Source organism: Ruegeria sp. CI1, assembly GCF_056536925.1.
Genome location: NZ_JBQFQP010000014.1, coordinates 101018 through 122146, shown reverse-complemented (window position 1 = coordinate 122146; position 21129 = coordinate 101018). Strand labels below are relative to the sequence as shown.

The window sequence follows — 21129 nt, the reverse complement described above, 5'->3', positions numbered from 1 at the left end:
CTGACCTCTCATGGACCTTCGCAATATCGCGATCATTGCTCACGTTGACCATGGCAAGACGACTCTTGTCGACGAGCTGCTCAAACAATCCGGCGCATTCCGGGAGAATCAGGCCGTGGCCGAACGCGCCATGGACAGCAACGATCTGGAGCGCGAGCGCGGTATCACTATCCTCGCCAAGGCGACCTCGGTCGAATGGAAGGGCACCCGGATCAATATCGTTGACACCCCTGGCCACGCCGATTTCGGCGGCGAAGTGGAGCGTATCCTGAGCATGGTCGATGGCGTTGTACTGTTGGTCGACGCCGCCGAAGGCCCAATGCCGCAGACCAAGTTCGTGACGTCCAAGGCGCTTGCGCTCGGCCTGCGTCCGATCGTCGTTCTGAACAAAGTCGACAAACCCGATGCCGAACCTGACCGCGCGCTTGACGAATGTTTCGATCTGTTTGCGAATCTGGGCGCGGACGACGACCAGCTTGATTTTCCGGCCATGTATGCCTCTGGCCGATCTGGCTGGGCAGATGTGGAACTGGACGGGCCGCGCAAGGATTTGTCGGAGCTGTTCGATCTGATCATCGACCACGTTCCCTCTCCGAAACAGGCGGCGCACAAGGGCGAGCCGTTCCGCATGCTGGCAACCACTTTGGGCAACGATCCCTTCATCGGGCGCATTCTGACGGGTCGTGTCGAAAGCGGTACACTCAAGGCCGGTGAAACCCTGAAGGCGCTGAGCCGCAATGGTACGCTCATTGAGAACTTCCGTGCCTCCAAGATCCTCGCCTTTCGGGGCCTCAGCCAACAACCGATCAATGTAGCTGAAGCTGGTGACATTGTCACAATTGCGGGCATGAGCAAGGCGACCGTCGCCGACTCTCTGGTCTCGCCACAAGTGACCGAGGCACTTCCGGCCCAGCCCATCGATCCGCCGACAATCTCGGTAACGTTTGGCATTAACGACTCTCCGCTGGCGGGACGGGACGGCAAGAAGGTTCAGTCCCGTGTGATCCGCGACCGCCTGATGAAAGAGGCTGAATCCAACGTCGCAATTCAAGTTTCCGACACCCCCGGCGGTGAAGCCTTCGAAGTAGCCGGTCGTGGCGAATTGCAGATGGGCGTACTGATCGAAAACATGCGTCGAGAAGGATTCGAACTCAGCATTTCCCGCCCGCAGGTCCTGTTTCGTCATGAAGATGGCCAGAGACTGGAACCGATCGAAGAAGTCACCATTGATGTCGATGACGAATACTCGGGTGCCGTGATCGAGAAGGTGACAGGCGCCCGCAAAGGCGAACTGGTCGAGATGCGCCCGGCGGGCGTTGGCAAAACGCGCATCATCGCGCATGTCCCATCACGCGGATTGATCGGATACCACGGCGAGTTTCTTACCGACACACGCGGCACGGGCGTTCTAAATAGGGTCTTCCACGGCTGGACGCCTCACAAGGGTCCGATTCCGGGTCGGCGCGCAGGCGTTCTGATCTCAATGGAAAATGGTCAGGCGGTGGCCTATGCACTTTGGAACCTCGAAGAACGCGGACGCATGTTTCTTGGCCCCCAGGCGGATGTCTATCAAGGCATGATCATCGGAGAGCATTCCCGCGACAACGATCTTGAGGTTAACCCACTCAAGGGCAAGAAGCTGACCAACGTCCGGGCGTCTGGCTCGGATGACGCCGTACGACTGACGCCCCATATTCAGTTTTCGCTCGAAGAAGCCATTGCCTATGTCGACGACGACGAGCTGGTCGAGGTCACGCCCAATGCCATTCGCCTGAGAAAACGCTTCCTTGATCCGCATGAACGAAAAAGGATGGCCAAATCAGCCTGAATGCTGAAAAAAATCAAGCTGACTTCAATCAACAACCCACTCAAAATCTTCTGATTTCATTCAATTAGAAGACAACTCACACCAAAGGCCCTCGAGATCTACGCGTCTCGCAGGGCCCATTTTTGTTGGAAAAATTGAAAGCCTCACACGATCGTTAAGAATTTTCAACCTTGCCTTTGGGGCAACTTTATGGCGAAAGCTAGATTATGTTTTGGCCTCTTTGAGGCGATCATGTGCCCGATGGAAGGGACTTGATTTTGGACAGAGTGATTGGAGTACAAAATGAAAACACGGGCACGTCTTATTCCACTGATCTTGGCGACATCGTCAATTTCAGCGATTGCTTCGACCAGCTTCGCAGCCGGCGAACGATGCACACTGAATACCGCGAAGAACTCGGTATCTACCGAAACGCTGTGTTCGTGTGGTGTCGTCGAGGCGCGGATGCTCCGTTACCTTCAAAAGCGGTCTGATTTTGAAGACATACTTGCCCGTACCACTAACGCCTGCCCAAGTTTCGCTGCTGTGCTAGTCGACTTCCCAACAGCGTCGGTAGGAAATTCCCTTGAAGGTGGTGACGGCGACGGATCATCAATGTTCGGAGGCGGAGGCACCCCATCTGGTGGCGATACCAGCGGCACACCTGGCGGAAACACGGGCGGAAACCCCGGTGGTGACACTGGAGGCAACCCTGGTGGTGACACTGGAGGCAACCCTGGTGGTGACACCGGCGGCAACCCCGGTGGTGACACTGGCGGCAATCCCGGTGGTGACACCGGCGGCAATCCCGGTGGTGACACCGGCGGTAACCCTGGTGGTGACACTGGTGGCGATACCGGTGGCGACACTGGTGGCGATACCGGCGGTGACACTGGTGGCGATACCGGCGGTGACACTGGTGGCGATACCGGCGGTGATACTGGTGGCGATACTGGTGGCGATACCGACGGTGATACTGGTGGCGATACTGGTGGCGATACCGACGGTGATACTGGTGGCGATACTGGTGGCGATACCGGCGGTGATACTGGTGGCGATACCGGCGGTGACACTGGTGGCGATACCGGCGGTGATACTGGTGGCGATACCGGTGGTGACACTGGCGGAGGCAAAGGAAACAACGGCGGCGGCAATGGCAGCGAAGGGTCTAGCCCCGGTCAAGGTCACGGAGCCAATGACGACGAATCTGGCGACGGCAGTGGCAACGGCAACGGAAATGGGAACGCTGGCGGTAACGGAAACGGAAATGCCGGCGGCAATGGAAATGGTGGCTCGAAACGCTGATCGCCACCGGCCTCATATATTCCAATTACAAACCGAACTCGAAAAAGCGCGCCAAGGCGCGCTTTTTTATCCGCTGTTGTTTATTGCCACCCATTTCTGTGGTTGCCTTGGGTCCTGCATTCGCAGGAACACATATCCAGTTTGGCGCCAGGGTTTGATCCGGTTCGTCAGGTTATCCAATACCAAATCCCCGCTCACTGACCGATAAACCAGCACAGCGTGTGAATTTCGGCGCGTGTCCAGCACCGTTGCAAGAAGAAGCTTCCTTGGATCAAGACCCAATCGGATTAGTTCATGCTTTTTCAAAAGGGCAAAGTCCTCACAATCGCCTCCCCTGGACGTCGGAAGAGCCCATTCTTCAGCCTTGCGATACTGTGTCTGGTCTTCAATCGTGCGCGTCGTTCGATTAACGCGGCTGTTTACGTCACTTACAAGTCTCAACTCTTGCCCGTTCGGCACAGTTGCATTTGCGACGGTCGCGCAGGCCCACGAGTAGGTTTCACACAAGTCTTTTGCTCCCGACGGAGCGGGAAACGAAACGGATACGTTGAGATAGGTATTCTCCAAGGCGATGGCACCAGTCCCAGTGGTGATACCAACAACCGTAAGAAGAGCTCCCATTGCGGTCTGCTGAAGGCGGCGGAACGAAAAGATGATGGGTTTTCGACCACATGGCAGCATGGCGACACCTCGGATTAAGTCAGAACGGTGTAGTCGCAACAGCTCTATCCAAGGGTTTTAGCAATGCATGTGGCGCCCTTGGACAGTGTCGATACGACTGCCCCTAGTGCTGAACCCGAAAAAAGGCGGAAATCCGAAACGGAATGTGGCTGATATGGGGTGATTTCTGGACAGGCAGAAACCCGCCGGTCCTAGTCCGAAAACAAAAAAACCCGGCGTACGGCCGGGCTTTTCTCAGGAAAATTGATTGTTTCCTTTGTTACTCGGTCGTCTCGACAACCAGCAACTCACGCTCGGATGCATCCCGCGCGTGGCTCAACGCCTGTTGGTACTCTGTCGAGTTGTAACACTCCACAGCAGCCTCAAGCGACGGAAAGGTCGCCACAACATTCCGTGGTCTTTCCTTTCCTTCCAGTTGTACATATCGGCTGCCGCGGGCAATGAACTTGCCACCATGCTTGGCGATCGCAGGACCCGCAAGTTCCGCGTATTTGCCGTAGGCTTCGGTGTCTGTCACCGTGACATGCGCAATCCAGAGAGCTCCCATCCTATCCTCCAATTACCTGTTCAGCTGCCTTTATGGCCGCATCCGCGTTTGTGGTGTCCTTGCCGCCACCCTGCGCCATGTCCGGACGACCGCCGCCACCCTTGCCGCCCAGTTCAGCAACCGCCGCGCGCACCAGATCCACCGCTGACACTTTACCGATTAGATCATTGGTCACCCCGGCAGCCACCGCCGCCTTGTCACCGGCATCTGCGATCAGCAACACGGCACCGGTCTCAATCCGCTGTTTATGCTCGTCTATCAATGACGGCAGGTCCTTGCCTGACACACCAGACAGAACTTGTGAAACGAAACGGATGCCGTTGACAATGCGCGCCTCCTGACCACCGCCCTGACCTGCGCCACCGGCCATAGCCAGTTCCCGGCGCAATTGGGCAACCTCGTTCTGTAGCGCCTTGCGTTCATCCATCAGGGACTTGACCCGATCGGCAACTTCCGCCGACTGCGTTTTCAACATTCCCGACACTTCGGCAAGCGTGGTGGCCTCCCGGGTCAGATGCTCAAAAGCGACCGCTCCGGTCAGAGCCTCGATTCGCCGCACGCCCGCCGATGATGCACTATCACCAAGCAGCACGAATGTGCCAATATCGCCAGTTTGTTTGACATGCGTGCCGCCACAAAGCTCGATGGAATAAGTCTGCCCGTCCTGGCCTTTGCCGGTTTCCGCTCGTCCCATCGACACCACGCGAACCTCGTCACCATATTTTTCGCCGAACAATGCCTGGGCTCCGATCCCGCGGGCATCGTCAGGTGTCATAATACGGGTTTCGACCTTGGTGTTTTGCCGGATAAAGCTGTTCACCTCGGCAGCGACCTTGGTCAACTCTGCATCGGTCAACGCCTTGGAATGGCTGAAATCGAACCGCAGACGGTCATCCGCATTCAAAGAGCCTCGTTGTGCCACATGATCGCCAAGTGTTTCCCGAAGCGCTTCATGCAGCAGGTGCGTGGCCGAGTGGTTGGCGCGTATTGCCGTGCGGCGAGCATGGTCAACTTCCAGTTCCACAGCATCGCCTTTTGCCATCATGCCCCCGTCGACCGTCACAAGATGTGCATAGACCTTCGCATCGGCGAATTTCCTTGTGTCCTTGACTGTCGCAGCCTGAATTCGGTCATCGATCTTGCGAATGATACCGGTGTCCCCAATCTGCCCCCCGGCCTCGCCATAAAAGGGCGTTTGGTTGACAATGATCCAACCGGACTCGCCTGCGTTGATCTTTCCGACCAGCGCACCATCCACGACCAAGGCCATGATTTGGCCTTCAGCAATTTCAGTCTCATACCCAAGGAAATCCGTGGCTCCGACAGAATCCAGAACGTCGAACCACACTGCATTATCCGCAGATTCACCCGAACCGGCCCAGGCCGCGCGCGCCTTGGCCTTCTGCTCTGCCATGGCTGCGTCAAAGCCTTCGGTATCCACCGCACGGCCTTTTTCACGCAACGCATCCTGCGTCAGGTCGAGCGGAAAGCCATAAGTATCATACAGTTTGAATGCCGCCTGTCCGGGCAACGGCTGATCCGCCGCTAAACTAGCCAACTCATCGTCCAGCAGTTTCAAGCCGCGATCAAGCGTCTGCTTGAACCGCGTCTCTTCCAAAAGCAGAGTCTCTTCGATCAAGGCCTGCGCGCGACCAAGTTCACCGTATTGCGCACCCATCAATTGGACCAGCGTCGGTACCAGGCGGTGCATGACCGGATCCTTCGCCCCTAATAGATGCGCATGGCGCATGGCCCGGCGCATGATACGGCGCAGCACATACCCCCGACCGTCGTTTGAGGGCATCACGCCATCGGCAATCAGGAAAGAGGTGGAACGCAAGTGATCCGCGATAACCCGATGGTGCACGTTCTGATCCCCATAGGGGTCGACATTGGTGGCATGTGCGGAGGCTTCGATGAGGGTTTTGAACAGGTCGGTGTCATAATTGTCGTGGCTGCCTTGCAGCAGTGCCCCAATCCGTTCCAGCCCCATTCCAGTATCAATGGACTGCATGTCGAGTTCGCGCATCGAGCCGTCCTCGAACTGCTCATTTTGCATGAACACGATGTTCCAGATCTCGATGAAGCGGTCCCCGTCTTCGTCGGCGCTGCCCGGCGGGCCACCCCAGATATGATCGCCGTGGTCATAAAATATCTCGGTGCACGGACCGCAGGGGCCGGTCGGTCCCATCTGCCAGAAGTTGTCAGAGGTCGCGATGCGAATGATCCGATCCTCGGAAACACCGACTTTTTTCCAGATTTCAAAAGCTTCATCATCGGTGTGATAGACCGTAGTCAACAACCGGTTTTTATCGATACCGAAATCCTTGGTGATCAGGTCCCAGGCAAAAGGAATTGCCTCGGCCTTGAAATAGTCACCAAAGGAAAAGTTGCCCAGCATCTCGAAAAACGTGTGGTGCCGTGCAGTATACCCTACGTTGTCGAGGTCATTGTGCTTGCCCCCGGCCCGTACACATTTTTGTGCTGTCGTGGCGCGCTTGTAGTCTCGGGATTCGACGCCGGTGAACAGGTTCTTGAACTGTACCATGCCCGAATTGACAAACATCAGGGTCGGATCGTTTCGCGGAACCAACGGGCTTGATGCCACGACTTCGTGTCCCTGTTTGGCGAAGTAGTTCAGAAAGGTTGAGCGGATCTCGTTCAGCGTGGGCATGTGGCTCTCTCGACGCGCATTTGTTTGGTTCTGTGATGGTTTAGCGACGTCCCGAACGATAGTCCACAGCGCAAGGATGCGGCAAACGAAACAAGGCGACCCGATCGGATCGCCTTGCCATGTTTCACTTTATCCAGACCGACGCGAAAGTGATACTCTTGCTGTTTCGCAGGCTATCGTCACGCTTCGAGAATATCGTCCTCGTCCCCATCGGAGGCCATGTCGAACTCCAGGCCGTGGGCCGCACGAATCTTGTCCTCGATCTCCAGAGCAACGCGGGTATTCTCACGCAGATAGGTTTTGGCATTCTCCCGCCCCTGGCCGATCCGTTCGTCGCCATAGCTGAACCACGACCCGGATTTCTCAACCACCCCGGCCTTGACGCCCAGATCCAGCAATTCGCCCATCTTCGAAATGCCTTCGCCATACATGATGTCGAATTCAACCTGCTTGAAGGGCGGCGCAACCTTGTTCTTGACGACTTTCACCCGGGTCTGGTTGCCGACAACTTCATCCCGGTCCTTGATGGCACCAATACGGCGAATGTCCAGGCGCACCGAGCTGTAGAATTTCAGGGCGTTACCACCTGTCGTGGTCTCCGGGCTGCCGAACATAACGCCGATCTTCATCCGGATTTGGTTGATGAAGATCACCATGCAATTCGACCGACTGATTGACGCTGTCAACTTGCGCATGGCTTGGCTCATCAACCGGGCCTGAACGCCCACGCTGCTGTCACCCATGTCGCCTTCCAGTTCAGATTTCGGCGTCAGGGCCGCAACCGAGTCGACAACAACCATGTTGACCGCGCCCGAGCGCACCAATGTATCGGTTATTTCCAGCGCTTGTTCACCTGTGTCGGGTTGCGAAATCAGTAACTCATCCAGATCAACGCCCAATTTGCGGGCATATTGCGGATCAAGCGCGTGTTCAGCATCCACGAAGGCGCACACCCCTCCCCGCTTTTGTTGTTCGGCAATGCAGTGCAGCGTGAGAGTTGTCTTGCCCGAGCTTTCCGGGCCGTAGATTTCCACGATACGGCCCATCGGCAGGCCACCAATACCAAGCGCAATATCCAGACCCAGAGAGCCGGTTGAGCTGGCCTCGATTTCCGGCAACGCATTGTCGCCGCCCAGTTTCATAATCGATCCTTTACCGAATTGACGCTCGATCTGGGCCAGGGCGCTGTCCAGCGCTTTTTGCTTGTCCGCGTTTTGCTTGCTGCTCATCGTCAGAAGATCCGCCATTGTCCTGTCGCTTTCCTTTTGTCACACCCTTGAGCGGGCGGCAATCGCTGCTTTGTTCGCCTCTTGTTCCTTATGGGACCAAAAAGAGAACATTTCAACTCAAATCTCTTAATTGAAGCTTTATCCAATTGTATTAAAGAACCCTTTACGGCACTCTGACTGTGAAATCCAAAATAAGAACGCAAGATAAATGATTGTTTTCTATAAAGAACGCCTTGTCCTTTTGTCGGTTCCGAAAACGGGGACCACAGCATACCACGCGGCTTTGAAGGATCACGCGGATATCGTCGTTTCGGGACCTCCCGAGTTGAAGCACGCCCCCCTTCGCAGGTATGATCGTTTTTTTAACAGCATGTTTGCGAAGCTTTTCGACGTCGACCTTGAAGTCATGGCGGTCGTTCGCGAGCCGGTCGACTGGCTGGGAAGCTGGTACCGATACCGCCGCCGCCCATTTCTAGACGGCAAACCCACCTCGACCAGTGGAATCGATTTCGACAGTTTCGTCCGCGGCTACCTGAGAAGTAATGATCAGCCGGCCTTCGCCCAAGTTGGCAGCCAGGCCAAATTCCTCACTCCCCGGGCGGGTGGCGTCAATGTTTCTCATGTGTTCAAATACGATCACCAGAGCCAGATTATCGAGTTTCTGGAGAACCGGCTTAAGATCAGGTTGGAGTTGCCGCGCGAGAACGCGTCCCCTCCAATGCCATTGGTTCTTACCGAAGAGACTGAACGGCAACTACGCCACAGGTACGCAGATGATTTCGACCTTTACCAATCGGCACTTTGACAAACCTTGTCGCCACAAAACCTAGTTCAGCTGCTGAAAAACCGTTTCAGTCAACTGATTTAACGAGAACGGTTTTGGCAGGAACACGGAATGTGCAAACTCCGGCTCTGTTTCGCCAAATGCACCTTCAGCATATCCCGAAACAAAGATGACCCTGACATCCGGCCGGTTTTTCAATGCTTTTTTTACCCAGGTCGGACCGTCCATCCCGGGCATCACCACATCCGTGACGATGATGTCCACGAGGACTTCGCCCTCTGCCAACACGGCAAGCGCCTCTTCACCCGTTTCCGCTTCAAGTACGGTATAACCTCTCATTCTTAGTGCGCGTGACGCAAAAGCGCGGACCGACGCTTCGTCCTCCACCAGCAAAACCACGCCTTCCCCATGTTTTGGAATGGGAACGGTGTTGGAATCCGACACTCTAGGTTCAATAACTTCAACCTCATGCCAAACCGGCAGATACAAAGTAAACTCGGATCCCCTGCCCTCAACGCTGTCAACAAATATGAAACCGCCAGTTTGCTTGACGATCCCATATACCGTTGAAAGGCCCAGGCCAGTACCTTCGCCAGTTCGCTTTGTGGTATAAAACGGCTCGAATACTTTTGGCAGCTTGTCCGCGGTTATCCCGACGCCTTCATCTATAACCTTGACGGATACGTATTCACCAATCGGCATCTCTGCCCTGTCGCGTTTCAATGGTTGATCGAACGCGACAACTTCGGTTTCAATCCGGATCTCCCCACCTTTCGGCATGGCATCGCGCGCATTCACCACCAGATTCATCAAGACCTGTTCCAACTGGCGTTTGTCCGCACGAACGGGCTTCAGAACCGGGTCATGACTGAGGGTCAGCGTGATCTTTTCGCCGACAAGCCGATTCAGCAAATGGATCAAATCGGACAGTGTATCGCGCATGTCCAGCGTCTCGGGCCGCAAGGTCTGCTTTCGCGAAAACGCCAGCAATTGGCCGATCAGAGCAGCGGCCCTATTGGCGTTCTGGTTGATCTGAATAAGGTCGCCATAGTCGGGATCGCCCTGATCGTGGCGCAGAAGCAGAAGGTCGCAATGCCCCGAAATCGCAGTCAGCAAGTTATTGAAGTCATGCGCGACCCCGCCGGCCAATTGCCCGACCGCCTGCATTTTCTGGCTTTGAACAAACTGCGCCTCAAGTGTCTTGAGTTCAGTTGCATCGTTGAGAACCGCAATCAAGCTTGTTTCACCGAAGCGAACCACCTTGCTAAGCGTGACTTGCACAAACGTTTCCCTGTCCGGTCGACTCAGGCGCAAGAATTCTGACCGAGGTTTGACCGATCCCTCGATTGTTTCGCGCAGCCAGTCCCTGATCGGGCGACCAAGCCCATGCATGATCTGCTCAACAGTGGTCCCGTCTTGGGGCGTGCAACCAAGCAATTCATCGGCAAGTGGGTTCGTCTCAAGCACTTCTCCCTGGGCTGAAAGACGCATCAGCGGAACGGGCAGATCATTGAATGATGGCGCCGGAGCCATGAACACTTCAGGTCCTAACGGGCAGAGTGCGATTTTTCTGCTGCCAACTGTTTTGCGAATTTCAGCGATGGCCACCGGTACCATTCCAGTTTTGCTTTGAACTTTGACAATGGACCCGGGTCGGATGTCTTGCTCGGCAATAACTTGCTTCAGATTGCCGGGTGCGAATCCAAATAGATTGTGTGCGGGTTCATTTGCAAACTGGATCCTGTTTGATCTCCCTACCGTTACCATCGGCAGACCCTCAACATCATCGCCGTTATAACTGTCGCCCCCCGGAACACTGGTCAACCTCCACAAATACGTGTCTTTTCCAAGAAGCTGGGCCGATATTTTGATAATTCCGCGACCGGTTACGAGCTCATCTTGTGCCACTCCCTTCCTTTGCGCAACAGATTGCAGCCGCAACAGAACGGCCGCCGGAGACGGAAAAAAACTTCGCAGCAAAACATCGAGACTACCATGATCGTCAACATTGAAACTTGCCTTTGCAGCGGCATTCGCGAAACGCACGCATCCTCGGGAATCTGTGATAATGCCAGGAGACGTATCGCTGCGCAGATAGGAGGAAACGAGTTCGTCAACCAGCTTTGCGCGACGATCAAGGCTCCACTCTCGAATGGTAGACAGAACCAAAACCGCAGACAGCGACAGGCCCACAGCATACAAACCTCGAGTTACGCCATCAGTCATGTCGCCAGCCAAAGCCGAAACAAGCACAACGACGATACAGGCGAACAACGCCATACGACGCCATGGTTTCGTGACACTCCGGTGACGGACCGGCATTGCCGGATTGGCGGTTGCAGACACTGAGACACTCCGTTTGATGTCATTGGTCCGGGTATTACGCGCAACCGGGGTTAATCCCAACTTAATGCGTTACTCCGCCTGTAGTTGTTATCTGGAGGCGCTATTCTGCGTCAAGTGCGCAGTGTAGAACCCATCAGTGCCCTCGGAAACCAACCATAGTTTTTCGAACACTCTGGACCACTGTGGGTTTTGCCTGACCAAGGCGCCCACCGCCTCTTGATTTTCTTCACGCAACATGGAGCAGGTTGCATAGGCCAGCTGTCCACCATTTGAAACAAGCACCGAAGCCTTCGACAGGATGCTTTGTTGAATAGAACACAGTTCGGTCAGTCGTTCTGGTGTCAAGGCCCATTTCCCGGCGGGTGCACGACGCCACGATCCGCTGCCCGAGCACGGAGCATCAACCAGAACGATATCATAAGGTGAATTGGCGGCGACACTCACGCCATCCAGCAAGGTGATATCAACGCCAGCGCGTTGCGCGCGCGCGGGGATATCGCTCATTCGGACTGGTGAGATATCATGGGCGAATACCGAAACGCCGCGAGACGCAGCTAGGGCAAGCGACTTGCCGCCCCCCCCGGCGCAATAATCCAGCACCTTCAGTCCTGGGCGCAGAGGAAGAGACGCCACAACCGCTTGGCTGGCGGCATCCTGAAGCTCGACCAGGCCATCCAGAAAAGCGCGGCTTTTTGCGACTAGCCGTGCACCCGAGACAATTTCCAGCGCGGTGTCGCACGCGGAATGCGAACGAGCTTCGATCCCGTCCCTGGCCAGTACTTCGACCGCTTGTGGCAAATCGGACTTTAGGCGATTCACTCGCAGATGAACCGGCGCGCGATGGCGCAGCGCCTGTGCAGCGGCCTGTGCTTCGTCACCCAGACTGTCCTGAAACCGCGACCACAACCAGTCGGGCAGGTCGTTTTCCTCGCCACCCGAGGCAGGTGTACACCCGGTTTCATTTTCACCGACAGGCAGTGGAGCATGCCGCGCGCCAGTAAAAAGGTCTGTCGGGTCTTCACTGGCGGCCCGGATCAGGCCGATCATAAGTCCACGCCCTGTCTCAGCCCCTCCTAACGCTGCAAAGGATCTTTTGCAGCGCAGTGCGTCGAAAACATGGTCGCGGATCGCTGCCCGGTCCTTCGATCCTGCAAACCGACTGCGCCGCGCCCATCCTGTCAGAGACTTCTCGGCCGGTGTTCCGGCCAGAATCTCGTCAAGAATTTCGATGGAGGCCTGAATACGGGCGGCAGGTGTCATAACAAAGTCCGGTTTGTTTTCGCGTTGATACGCATTGCCTCAACTGGTCCACCTTCAAAAGCCGAACATGGCAGGGCTGCCGCAAGGCCAAGTCCCGCCAAACGATTAACCTATACGATAGTTCGGGCTCTCGCGGGTGATCTGCACGTCGTGAACATGGCTTTCCTTGAGGCCCGCACCGGTGATCTTGACGAACTGGCAATTGCTGCGCATTTCCTCGACATTGGCGCAGCCCGTGTACCCCATGGCGGCCCGCAACCCGCCTACAAGTTGGTGAATGACCGCGCTCGCCGATCCTTTGTAGGGCACTTGACCCTCGATCCCTTCAGGTACCAGTTTGTCGCTAGCTGCGTCCTTTTGGAAATACCGGTCGGCCGAACCGCGCGCCATGGCGCCCAAGCTTCCCATACCGCGATAGGATTTGAACGATCGGCCCTGATACAGGATCACCTCGCCGGGGCTTTCGTCAGTGCCCGCGATCATCGATCCGACCATGGCACAGGATGCACCGGCCGCAATGGCCTTGGCAAAATCCCCGGAAAACTTGATCCCACCATCAGCGATGACAGGCACGTCTCCGGCTGCTTCGGCACAATCCATGATGGCCGTCAGCTGCGGAACGCCCACACCGGCCACCATACGCGTGGTGCAGATGGATCCCGGCCCGATGCCAACCTTGACAGCATCGGCGCCCGCATCAATCAGCGCTTTCACCGCATCCGCCGTCGCAACGTTCCCGGCAATGATCTGAACTTCGTTCGACAAGGTCTTGGCGCGTTTGACCGCATCGATCACGCCCGCCGAATGGCCATGCGCGGTGTCCACCACGATAATGTCGACGCCCGAGTCGACCAGCGCTTCGGATCGCTCGAATCCCGTGTCTCCTACAGACGAGGCTGCAGCAACCCGAAGCCGCCCCAGACGGTCCTTGCAGGCGGTAGGGTTCAGAACCGCTTGTTCCGTGTCTTTCAGGGTCAAAAGACCCGTGAGTTTGCCATTGCCGTCCACGACCAGCAATTTCTCGATCCGCCGCGCCTTCATCAGACTCTTGGCTTCTTCCAGATCCGCCGGCTCGCGCAGCATCGCCAGGTTGTCCGAGGTCATCATCACCCGAATTGGCGTGTCATCGGACGTGGCAAAACGCATGTCCCGGTTGGTGACAATGCCAACTACGCGGCCTTTTTCGTCAACCACCGGAAAACCCGTGAAATTGTAACGCTGCACCAAGGCCTTGGCATCTGCCAATGTCTGATCCGGCCGAAGCGTGACCGGGTTGTATACGATGCCCGATTCGAACCGCTTGACCCGTCTTACTTCGCGCGCCTGTTCCTCGACGCCCAGATTCTTGTGAATCACGCCAATGCCGCCCGCCTGGGCCATGGCAATCGCCATTCGCGATTCGGTCACCGTGTCCATGGCGGAACTGAGCAGCGGAATGTTCATGCTGATCTCGCGTGTCACGCGCGTTGCCGTATTGGCGGTGGATGGCAGCACGGAAGAAGCCGCCGGAACCAGAAGAACGTCGTCAAAGGTGAGAGCCTCACGAATCTGCATTTGCTAACCCCATGCAAAACCCCGTTTGGCGGTGACCCTATTGCATGGTTTCCGGGCAAGGGAAAGCCCCAGCTCACAGATCCGCGGAAATTGGGGTAAAGTTAATGGCGAGTCCTACGCGCATCATTTTTGACGGTAAGGTGCGAAAACGACGCAACACGCCCGAAACCTGCCGTTCGGCGCCTTTCTCTTTTCGTGCAAACCCATATGTTGCGCGTCAAACGTATGAATTCCAGAGGCAGGCCAGTCATGACCAGCGATCCACTTGTTGTCTTCACCCCATCTGGCAAACGCGGCCACTTCCCGGTCGGAACCCCGATCCTGACGGCTGCCCGACAGCTTGGTGTGGATCTCGACTCTGTCTGTGGCGGGCGCGGTATCTGCTCCAAATGTCAGATCACACCGTCTTATGGCGAATTTCCCAAGCATGGCGTGACGGTCAAAGAAGGCGCGCTCAGCGATTGGAACGCGGTCGAACAGCGCTATGATGACAAACGCGGTCTTAAGTCCGGACGCCGATTGGGGTGCCAGGCCACCGTTCAGGGAAACGTCGTGATCGATGTTCCTCCAGAAAGCCAGGTACATCGCCAGGTGGTACGCAAGGCAGCCACCGCACGCGCCATCGTCATGGACCCGGCGACCCATCTCTATTTCGTAGAGGTTGATGAGCCAGATATGCACGAGCCCACCGGCGATCTGGAACGACTGGAACGCGCACTCAAGGCGCAGTGGGGCGTAGACAAGGTTACCGCCGATCTTTCGCTCTTGTCCAAGCTGCAACCGGCCCTGCGCAAAGGAGGCTGGAAAGCCACTGTTGCGCTGCACAAGGGACACCGTGACACCGCTCACCAAATTCTGGAAATCTGGCCCGGATACTCCGAAGAACGTATCTATGGGCTTGCAATTGACCTTGGTTCAACGACGATTGCCGCCCACTTGACCGATCTTCGAAATGGCGAGGTCAAAGCGTCATCCGGGCTCATGAACCCGCAGATCCGTTTTGGCGAAGACCTGATGAGCCGGGTCAGCTATTCGATGATGAACCCCGGCGGCGACAGGGAAATGACAACTGCCGTACGTGACGCGATCAATGATATTACCAAAGCCATCGCCGAAGACGCCGGCATTTCGCCCGAATTGATCCTGGAAACGGTTTTCGTCTGCAACCCGGTGATGCACCATCTGCTGCTAGGCATCGACCCGGTCGAGCTTGGCCAGGCTCCCTTCGCGCTGGCGACATCCGAAAGCCTCTCCCTGCCAGCCCGCGAGATGGATCTGACCGCCATGAATCCACGTGCGCAGGTCTATGTGCTGCCCTGTATCGCTGGTCATGTTGGGGCGGATTGCGCGGCGGTGGCCCTCTCCGAAGAACCCGGCAAGTCCGACGACCTGGTTCTGATCGTCGATGTGGGAACCAACGCGGAAATTTTGCTTGGCAACAAGTCCCGGGTGCTGGCCTGCTCTTCACCCACCGGCCCTGCCTTTGAGGGCGCGCAGATCAGCTCCGGTCAACGCGCTGCTCCCGGCGCCATCGAACGGATCGAGATCAACGCCGAAACGAAAGAGCCGCGCTTCCGCGTTATCGGCTCTGACAAATGGTCGGACGAGGAAGGATTTGATGCCGAAATCGCCACGACCGGCATCACCGGCATTTGCGGTTCGGGCATCATCGAGGCAGTGGCCGAAATGCGCATGGCCGGCCTGCTGGACGAAAGCGGCCTGATCGGGTCGGCCGTACAGACCGGTACCACCCGCTGCGTTCCCGAAGGCCGGACGCATGCCTATCTGATCCACGACGCCAGCCCCGAGGGTGGTCCGCGCATAACCGTGACGCAGGGCGATATTCGGGCTATCCAGCTTGCCAAGTCGGCCCTCTATGCGGGCGCGCGCCTGCTGATGGATGAAATGAATGTCGACAAGGTTGACCGTGTCGTCCTGGCGGGTGCTTTTGGCGCGCATATCTCGACCAAACACGCCATGGTTTTGGGAATGATCCCCGACGCGCCGCTGGAAAAAGTAACAAGTGCAGGCAACGCCGCAGGCACGGGTGCTCGCATTGCGTTGTGCAATATCTCTTCAAGGGCCGAGATTGAACGCGTCGTGCGGGAGATCACCAAGGTTGAAACAGCGATCGAGCCGAAATTTCAGGAACATTTCGTCGCTGCAAACGCAATCCCGCACAAGACCGATCGGTTCCCGGAACTCAGCCAAGTTGTGACTTTGCCCGCACCGTCGTTCAACACCCATTCGAACAGTGATGCCGATGCATCGAGCGGGCGGCGCCGTCGGCGCCGGGGCTAGCCCCGGCCTTGGTCAAGTCCTTGCCATTCCGTTGGTCAACTTCTCTTTGCAGACATAAGGAGAAGCTGGTTGAGGCAATGGCGGGACTTGCGCGGCCAAGGCAGCGATGCACCAAATTTGCAGTCTTTTGTCCGGGGTTTTCAATTTGCTGGCGTCTTTAACCTTCGAGGCCATTTGACGGACCCCATGGGTCCCAAAACCTTTCCAGATCGGAATACAGCTACGTTGATCCCCATCACCCGCGTTGCCTATCGAACAAAAGCCGAGATTTGTGTTGGGCCGTGGGTCACTACAAAATAAACGTATTTGAATGTGATTTTTGTGCTAACGTCAGCTGAAACTGCCTTGTGACTTTGGTGTGATTTCACTCGCCATGAACCGACACAAACCGGCCCCATTCTAAAGGACTGAAAATGATCCGCTTCGGCATTGTAAACTTGATCCTTCTGGCAGCTTCGCTTGCGATTATCGTCTCCGGCCCGTCATATGCCCAGGACCGGGATTGGAGCTATTCGGCCTCGATCTATCTGTTCACACCCGAAACCAACACCTCCACCGAAACGGCTTTCGGAACAGTGGACGCCACCCTGTCGTTCAGCGACGCGCTGGATAACTTGGATTTTGCATTCATGGGCGCATTCGGCGCATCCAACGGGCGTTGGAGTCTTCTTGCTGACTACATGCTAACCGACATCTCCTTCGGTACGGCAACTCCCGGAGGGGCGTTCGGAGAACTCAACACTTCCGTCAAAACCCAGTTCTTCAACGCCTATGCCGCCTATCGGGTCTACGAGGATAGCAACGTCTCACTCGATGCCGGTGCGGGATTTAGATGGTACAGCACTGATACCGTCTTCACTCTGACTCAGGGCGCACTTCCGGACCGAACAAATACCGTCGACGAAGACTGGTTCGATCCTTTGATCGCCATGCGCGCCCGGGTTCAGTTTTCCGACAGATGGTCGGGCACCGCGTTTCTTGATTATGGCGGATTCCGCAGCGGCAGCGAAACCTGGCAGGTTTTACTGACAGCAGACTATGCCCTCAACGATCGATGGCTGCTCAGAGGCGGTTACCGCCATATCGAAGTAGATCACGAGATCAACGGCGCAGACTATACCTTTGACCAATCCGGGCCGATTTTCGGTGCAACCATTCTGTTCTGAAACCTGAATTTCGTCACGGCCGAAAACCATAAAAAATGCGTCGAACCCTCTGGACGCCGAAAACCGGTGTTGCTATACGGCGCGCACCGTTCCGGCGTAGCTCAGCGGTAGAGCAGTTGACTGTTAATCAATTGGTCGTAGGTTCGATCCCTACCGCCGGAGCCAATAATCAATAAGCTATCGAGAACGCTTTTTTTTCTAAGAAGTATCCAATTCACTTGTTTCGAACCATGCATTATATCCCGACATGTTTCCTGAACTGGTGAGCATGGGGAACCAGATCTCGGGCAAAAGCAGTTTCTACGATCCTGCCCCCAACGACGAATGCAATTCGATCGGAAATCGACAGCGCAGCATCGACCCGTTGTTCCACGAGAATCGTCGCGACACCTGTCGCTTTCAGACCAATAATCGTGTCACGGATCAGCGCAATCATCGAAGGCTGCAACCCTTCGGTCGGTTCATCGAGCAGCAGCACTTTTGGTTCAAGGCAAAGTGCCCGAGCGATGGCAAGCATCTGCTGTTCACCACCCGACAGCGTACGCGACACCTGCCCCATGCGTTCTCGGAGCCTCGGAAAGAGGTCCAGTACCTTTTCTCGTACCTGTGCGCTCCGATCTCGGGTCATCAATCCGATTTCAATATTCTCAGAGACGGTCAGGTTTCCGAACAGTCGACGCCCTTGCGGGACGTAACCTACGCCATGGCGTGGCACTTCATGGGCAGGAAGCGCCTCCAAGCGGGTGCCGTCAAGTTCCACTTTGCCAGCACTCGAACGTACCTGACCGATGATAGTCTTGAGTGAAGTAGACTTCCCGGCGCCATTCCTCCCCATCAAGCAAAGCACCTCACCAGAGGCAACCGCAAGCGACAAGCCATGCAGAACCTGAACCGCGCCGTAACCTGCGTCGATACCATCGAGTTTTAGCATTCACCCCCCTAGATAGGCAGCCTGAACCGCACTGTTCGCCCGGATCGACAGTGGTGACCCGGTCGCCAAGATCTGGCCAAAGTTTAGCACCGTGATGCGATCGGCCAGGTCCATGACCACGTCCATGTTATGCTCTATAAGAAGAACGGTGGCCTCAGGGACTATGCTTCGAACAATTGATTTGAAGATTTCGATCTCTCCTTGCGCCAATCCCTGTGTCGGTTCGTCGAGAATCAGAATCTTTGGCTCCAAGCCTAGTCCCATTGCGATCTCCAGTAAGCGTTGATGGCCATAACTCAGCGTCCCAGAAATCTGATCGGCTCGATCCGCCAAACCCACCCGTTCAAGTGCGGACATTGCATCGTCGGTTATGTGTTGAGAATGGCGACTCTGGACTGCAAGCGCTACGTTGTCAAAGGCACTCAGCGCGCCGTAGATCTGTGTGATCTGAAAGGTATAGGCGATGCCGGCCCGCACGCGGGCATGCGCAGGTAATCGTGTTATGTCATGGCCAGATAGATGGATCGATCCGGACTGCACCGGAATTCGGCCCGACAGCAAACTGACAAACGTTGTCTTGCCAGCGCCGTTCGGGCCGATGATCGCGTGAATTTCACCTTCAGAAACATCGAAATCCACCTTGTCCACTGCCTTCAATCCGCCGAAGTGCCGGGTAAGCTCTCGGGCTTCAAGAAGAGTTACGGCAACCATCTCATCCCCCGTTCACGCAGTGTGCCAAGTATGCCTCTTGGCGCAAATAGGATGAGGAGGACCAACACGGCCCCGGTCACGAATTGGTGAGCGTCGGTCAAAGAACTGGCATAGTCGACCAGATAAAACATCAGCAGTGCGCCGAGGAAAGGACCAATGACCGTACCCGCACCACCAAGAAGGACATAAAGAAGCGGCAAAATCGAATACTGTACAGAAACTAGGCTGGCACCCACATAACCGAACATCAATGCATATGCTGCGCCACTGACCCCTGCATAGACACCGGAAACCGTCAGTGCAAAAAGCTTGACCGCGAATGGGTTGTAACCGAGCATGCGGCTGCGCTCCTCGTTCTCGCGTATCGCCACCATAATCCGCCCGCGTGGCGAGCGGGCAAGCCAGAGATTGATCAAAAGCGCCACAGAAAACAACGCGAAAGCAACCAAATAGCGGGTGCCATCGTCGGAAAGGTCGAGAGCCCCGAGCATCCGAGTGGATTTTGGAACAACAATGCCCTCGTCCCCACGTGTATAGCTGCCGAGATACAGCACCGTCAGGTATCCCGCCTGTGCAAACATCAGGGTCACGATCATGAAGGCAACGCCTGCTGTGCGGAGCGCAAAAAGGCCTAAGGCAAAGGCCACGCTGCCGCCTGCGGCAAGTCCTGCGACAAGGCCTACTGTTGCACCTCCGTTCGCGTAGTAGGCAAGAAGCCCCGCAGCATAAAGTCCTGCGCCAAAGAAAAGTGAATGGCCGAGGCTTAGAAGGCCGGTGTAGCCGAACGCAATATTATAACCCATCGCATAAATCGCCAGCACCATGATCCGAGCGATATTTGTGTGATGATACGCTGGCGCATAGAAATGGAACGCAAGCAATACAAAGATAAGGCCGAAGTGGAGCCAGAGCGCACGATCGATTTTCATACGGCGCGCTTTCCATAAAGGCCCTGAGGCCGGAAAACAAGAATCAACGCGACGGCCAGCGTTGCGACTATTTTGGCCAACGTCGGGGCGAAAAATGTGGAAAGAACGCCATCTGACAACCCAATGACAATAGCCGCAACCAGTGTGCCCCGCAAACTTCCCAGACCACCGATGATTACGACGATGAACGACAAAAGAAGTGGATCACCCCCCATCAGGTAGTGCGCCTGCTGGATCGGAACGATCAGAACTGCGGCTATGGCGGCAAGCCCAGCCCCCATCGCGAATACTCCGGCATAGACCCTGTCAACATTTATCCCGAAAGCACGCGCAGTGTCCCGGTCTTCCTGTGTTGCCCGCATCACCAATCCGATGCGCGTATGTTTGAGGATCAGCCAGACCGCAAGCAACAGCATGATCGCTGCTGCGACAACCAACAACTTATAGCCGGAGTAGCCGAACCAGGGCAGTTGGATGCGGAAGTTGATTGGTGCCGGAACCGGGCGCGCATCCGGACCGAAAAAACTCAAGGCCGCCTGCTGAAGAATGTACAAAAGTCCGATCGTTGCGACGATCGTGGCCTCGGGCTCATAATTCAACCTTTTCAAAACCAACACATCGGAAAGGGCCGCGATTGCACCGACGATCAAAGGGCAGAAGACCAACGCTGCCGCAAAAGCAATCGCTGGTGGTCCCGGTATCCATTGAGTAGTGAACCAAGCAAGCACTGCGCCCAGCATAAAAAATTCACCATGCGCGACGTTAACAACCCGCATGATGCCGAACACAAGCGACAACCCAACCGCCGTTAGCGCAAGGACTGCGGCGGTCACGAGGCCCTCCATCAGGGCAAGAAGCAGGAACGGTCCGAAATCCACTCATTATCCGGGAGGGGCTGGCGCCC

The 21129-nt window shown here is 56.1% G+C and carries 16 protein-coding genes and 1 tRNA gene; 6 read left to right on the top strand and 11 right to left on the bottom strand.

Annotation, left to right across the window (positions count from 1 at the left end; genetic code table 11):
• The first annotated feature begins 10 nt into the window (after positions 1-10).
• Together typA and ACR0LZ_RS16745 are read left to right on the top strand one after the other, a co-directional pair.
• Positions 11-1828 carry a translational GTPase TypA gene (gene typA / locus ACR0LZ_RS16750; RefSeq protein WP_480750976.1) on the top strand — a complete coding sequence of 606 codons (1818 nt, stop codon included), beginning with the start codon at positions 11-13 and terminating at the stop codon, positions 1826-1828.
• 594 nt (positions 1829-2422) lie between these two features.
• On the top strand, positions 2423-3112 hold the full coding sequence (locus ACR0LZ_RS16745) for a hypothetical protein (protein WP_480750974.1): 690 nt from the start codon (positions 2423-2425) through the stop codon (positions 3110-3112).
• 66 nt (positions 3113-3178) lie between these two features.
• Here ACR0LZ_RS16745 and ACR0LZ_RS16740 read toward each other — a convergent pair whose 3' ends face one another.
• The 4 genes from ACR0LZ_RS16740 to recA all read right to left on the bottom strand — a co-directional run bounded on the left by ACR0LZ_RS16740 (position 3179) and on the right by recA (position 8261).
• Entirely contained in the window at positions 3179-3733 is a 555-nt protein-coding gene (locus tag ACR0LZ_RS16740) for a transglutaminase-like cysteine peptidase (RefSeq protein WP_480750972.1), read from the bottom strand.
• 319 nt (positions 3734-4052) lie between these two features.
• On the bottom strand, positions 4053-4340 hold the full coding sequence (locus ACR0LZ_RS16735) for a DUF1330 domain-containing protein (protein ID WP_480750971.1): 288 nt from the start codon (positions 4338-4340) through the stop codon (positions 4053-4055).
• A 1-nt stretch (position 4341) separates the two neighbouring features.
• Entirely contained in the window at positions 4342-7014 is a 2673-nt protein-coding gene (gene alaS / locus ACR0LZ_RS16730; RefSeq protein ID WP_480750970.1) for an alanine--tRNA ligase, read from the bottom strand.
• Between the two features lie 179 nt (positions 7015-7193).
• Positions 7194-8261, bottom strand: coding sequence for a recombinase RecA (gene recA, locus ACR0LZ_RS16725; RefSeq protein WP_480750969.1), 1068 nt, complete (start codon positions 8259-8261; stop codon positions 7194-7196).
• Positions 8262-8613: 352 nt separating this feature from the next.
• Between recA and ACR0LZ_RS16720 the strand changes: the two genes are divergently transcribed.
• A complete protein-coding gene (locus tag ACR0LZ_RS16720; RefSeq protein ID WP_480750968.1) occupies positions 8614-9048 on the top strand; it encodes a gamma-glutamyl kinase in 435 nt (144 codons plus the stop codon).
• 21 nt (positions 9049-9069) lie between these two features.
• On the opposite strand, the gene ACR0LZ_RS16715 is transcribed toward ACR0LZ_RS16720, so the two are convergent.
• The 3 genes from ACR0LZ_RS16715 to guaB form a co-directional block, all read right to left on the bottom strand.
• Positions 9070-11349: an ATP-binding protein gene (locus tag ACR0LZ_RS16715; protein ID WP_480751005.1), complete on the bottom strand. Its 2280-nt coding sequence runs from the start codon at positions 11347-11349 to the stop codon at positions 9070-9072.
• A gap of 111 nt (positions 11350-11460) precedes the next feature.
• The gene (locus ACR0LZ_RS16710) at positions 11461-12633 is read right to left on the bottom strand and encodes an RsmB/NOP family class I SAM-dependent RNA methyltransferase (RefSeq protein ID WP_480750967.1); all 1173 of its coding nucleotides are present in this window, start codon (positions 12631-12633) and stop codon (positions 11461-11463) included.
• Between the two features lie 105 nt (positions 12634-12738).
• A complete protein-coding gene (gene guaB, locus ACR0LZ_RS16705; RefSeq protein WP_480750966.1) occupies positions 12739-14187 on the bottom strand; it encodes an IMP dehydrogenase in 1449 nt (482 codons plus the stop codon).
• A gap of 249 nt (positions 14188-14436) precedes the next feature.
• Here guaB and ACR0LZ_RS16700 point away from each other — a divergent pair, with 249 nt between their 5' ends.
• From ACR0LZ_RS16700 to ACR0LZ_RS16690, 3 genes are all read left to right on the top strand, one after another.
• Positions 14437-16488, top strand: a complete 2052-nt coding sequence (locus ACR0LZ_RS16700) for an ASKHA domain-containing protein (protein WP_480750965.1) — start codon at positions 14437-14439, stop codon at positions 16486-16488.
• Positions 16489-16901: 413 nt separating this feature from the next.
• The gene (locus tag ACR0LZ_RS16695; protein ID WP_480750964.1) at positions 16902-17654 is read left to right on the top strand and encodes a porin family protein; all 753 of its coding nucleotides are present in this window, start codon (positions 16902-16904) and stop codon (positions 17652-17654) included.
• Between the two features lie 90 nt (positions 17655-17744).
• Positions 17745-17819: transfer RNA gene (locus tag ACR0LZ_RS16690), tRNA-Asn, on the top strand.
• Positions 17820-17889: 70 nt separating this feature from the next.
• Here ACR0LZ_RS16690 and ACR0LZ_RS16685 read toward each other — a convergent pair.
• Genes ACR0LZ_RS16685 through ACR0LZ_RS16670 form a run of 4 tightly spaced genes read right to left on the bottom strand, consistent with a single transcriptional unit; the run spans position 17890 to position 21103 of the window.
• Positions 17890-18585: an ABC transporter ATP-binding protein gene (locus tag ACR0LZ_RS16685; protein ID WP_480750962.1), complete on the bottom strand. Its 696-nt coding sequence runs from the start codon at positions 18583-18585 to the stop codon at positions 17890-17892.
• A complete protein-coding gene (locus tag ACR0LZ_RS16680; protein ID WP_480750961.1) occupies positions 18586-19296 on the bottom strand; it encodes an ABC transporter ATP-binding protein in 711 nt (236 codons plus the stop codon).
• The gene (locus ACR0LZ_RS16675) at positions 19284-20225 is read right to left on the bottom strand and encodes a branched-chain amino acid ABC transporter permease (RefSeq protein ID WP_480750959.1); all 942 of its coding nucleotides are present in this window, start codon (positions 20223-20225) and stop codon (positions 19284-19286) included. Before ACR0LZ_RS16675 ends, ACR0LZ_RS16680 begins: the two co-directional genes overlap by 13 nt.
• Positions 20222-21103, bottom strand: coding sequence for a branched-chain amino acid ABC transporter permease (locus tag ACR0LZ_RS16670; RefSeq protein WP_480750957.1), 882 nt, complete (start codon positions 21101-21103; stop codon positions 20222-20224). Before ACR0LZ_RS16670 ends, ACR0LZ_RS16675 begins: the two co-directional genes overlap by 4 nt.
• Between the last annotated feature and the right edge of the window lie 26 nt (positions 21104-21129).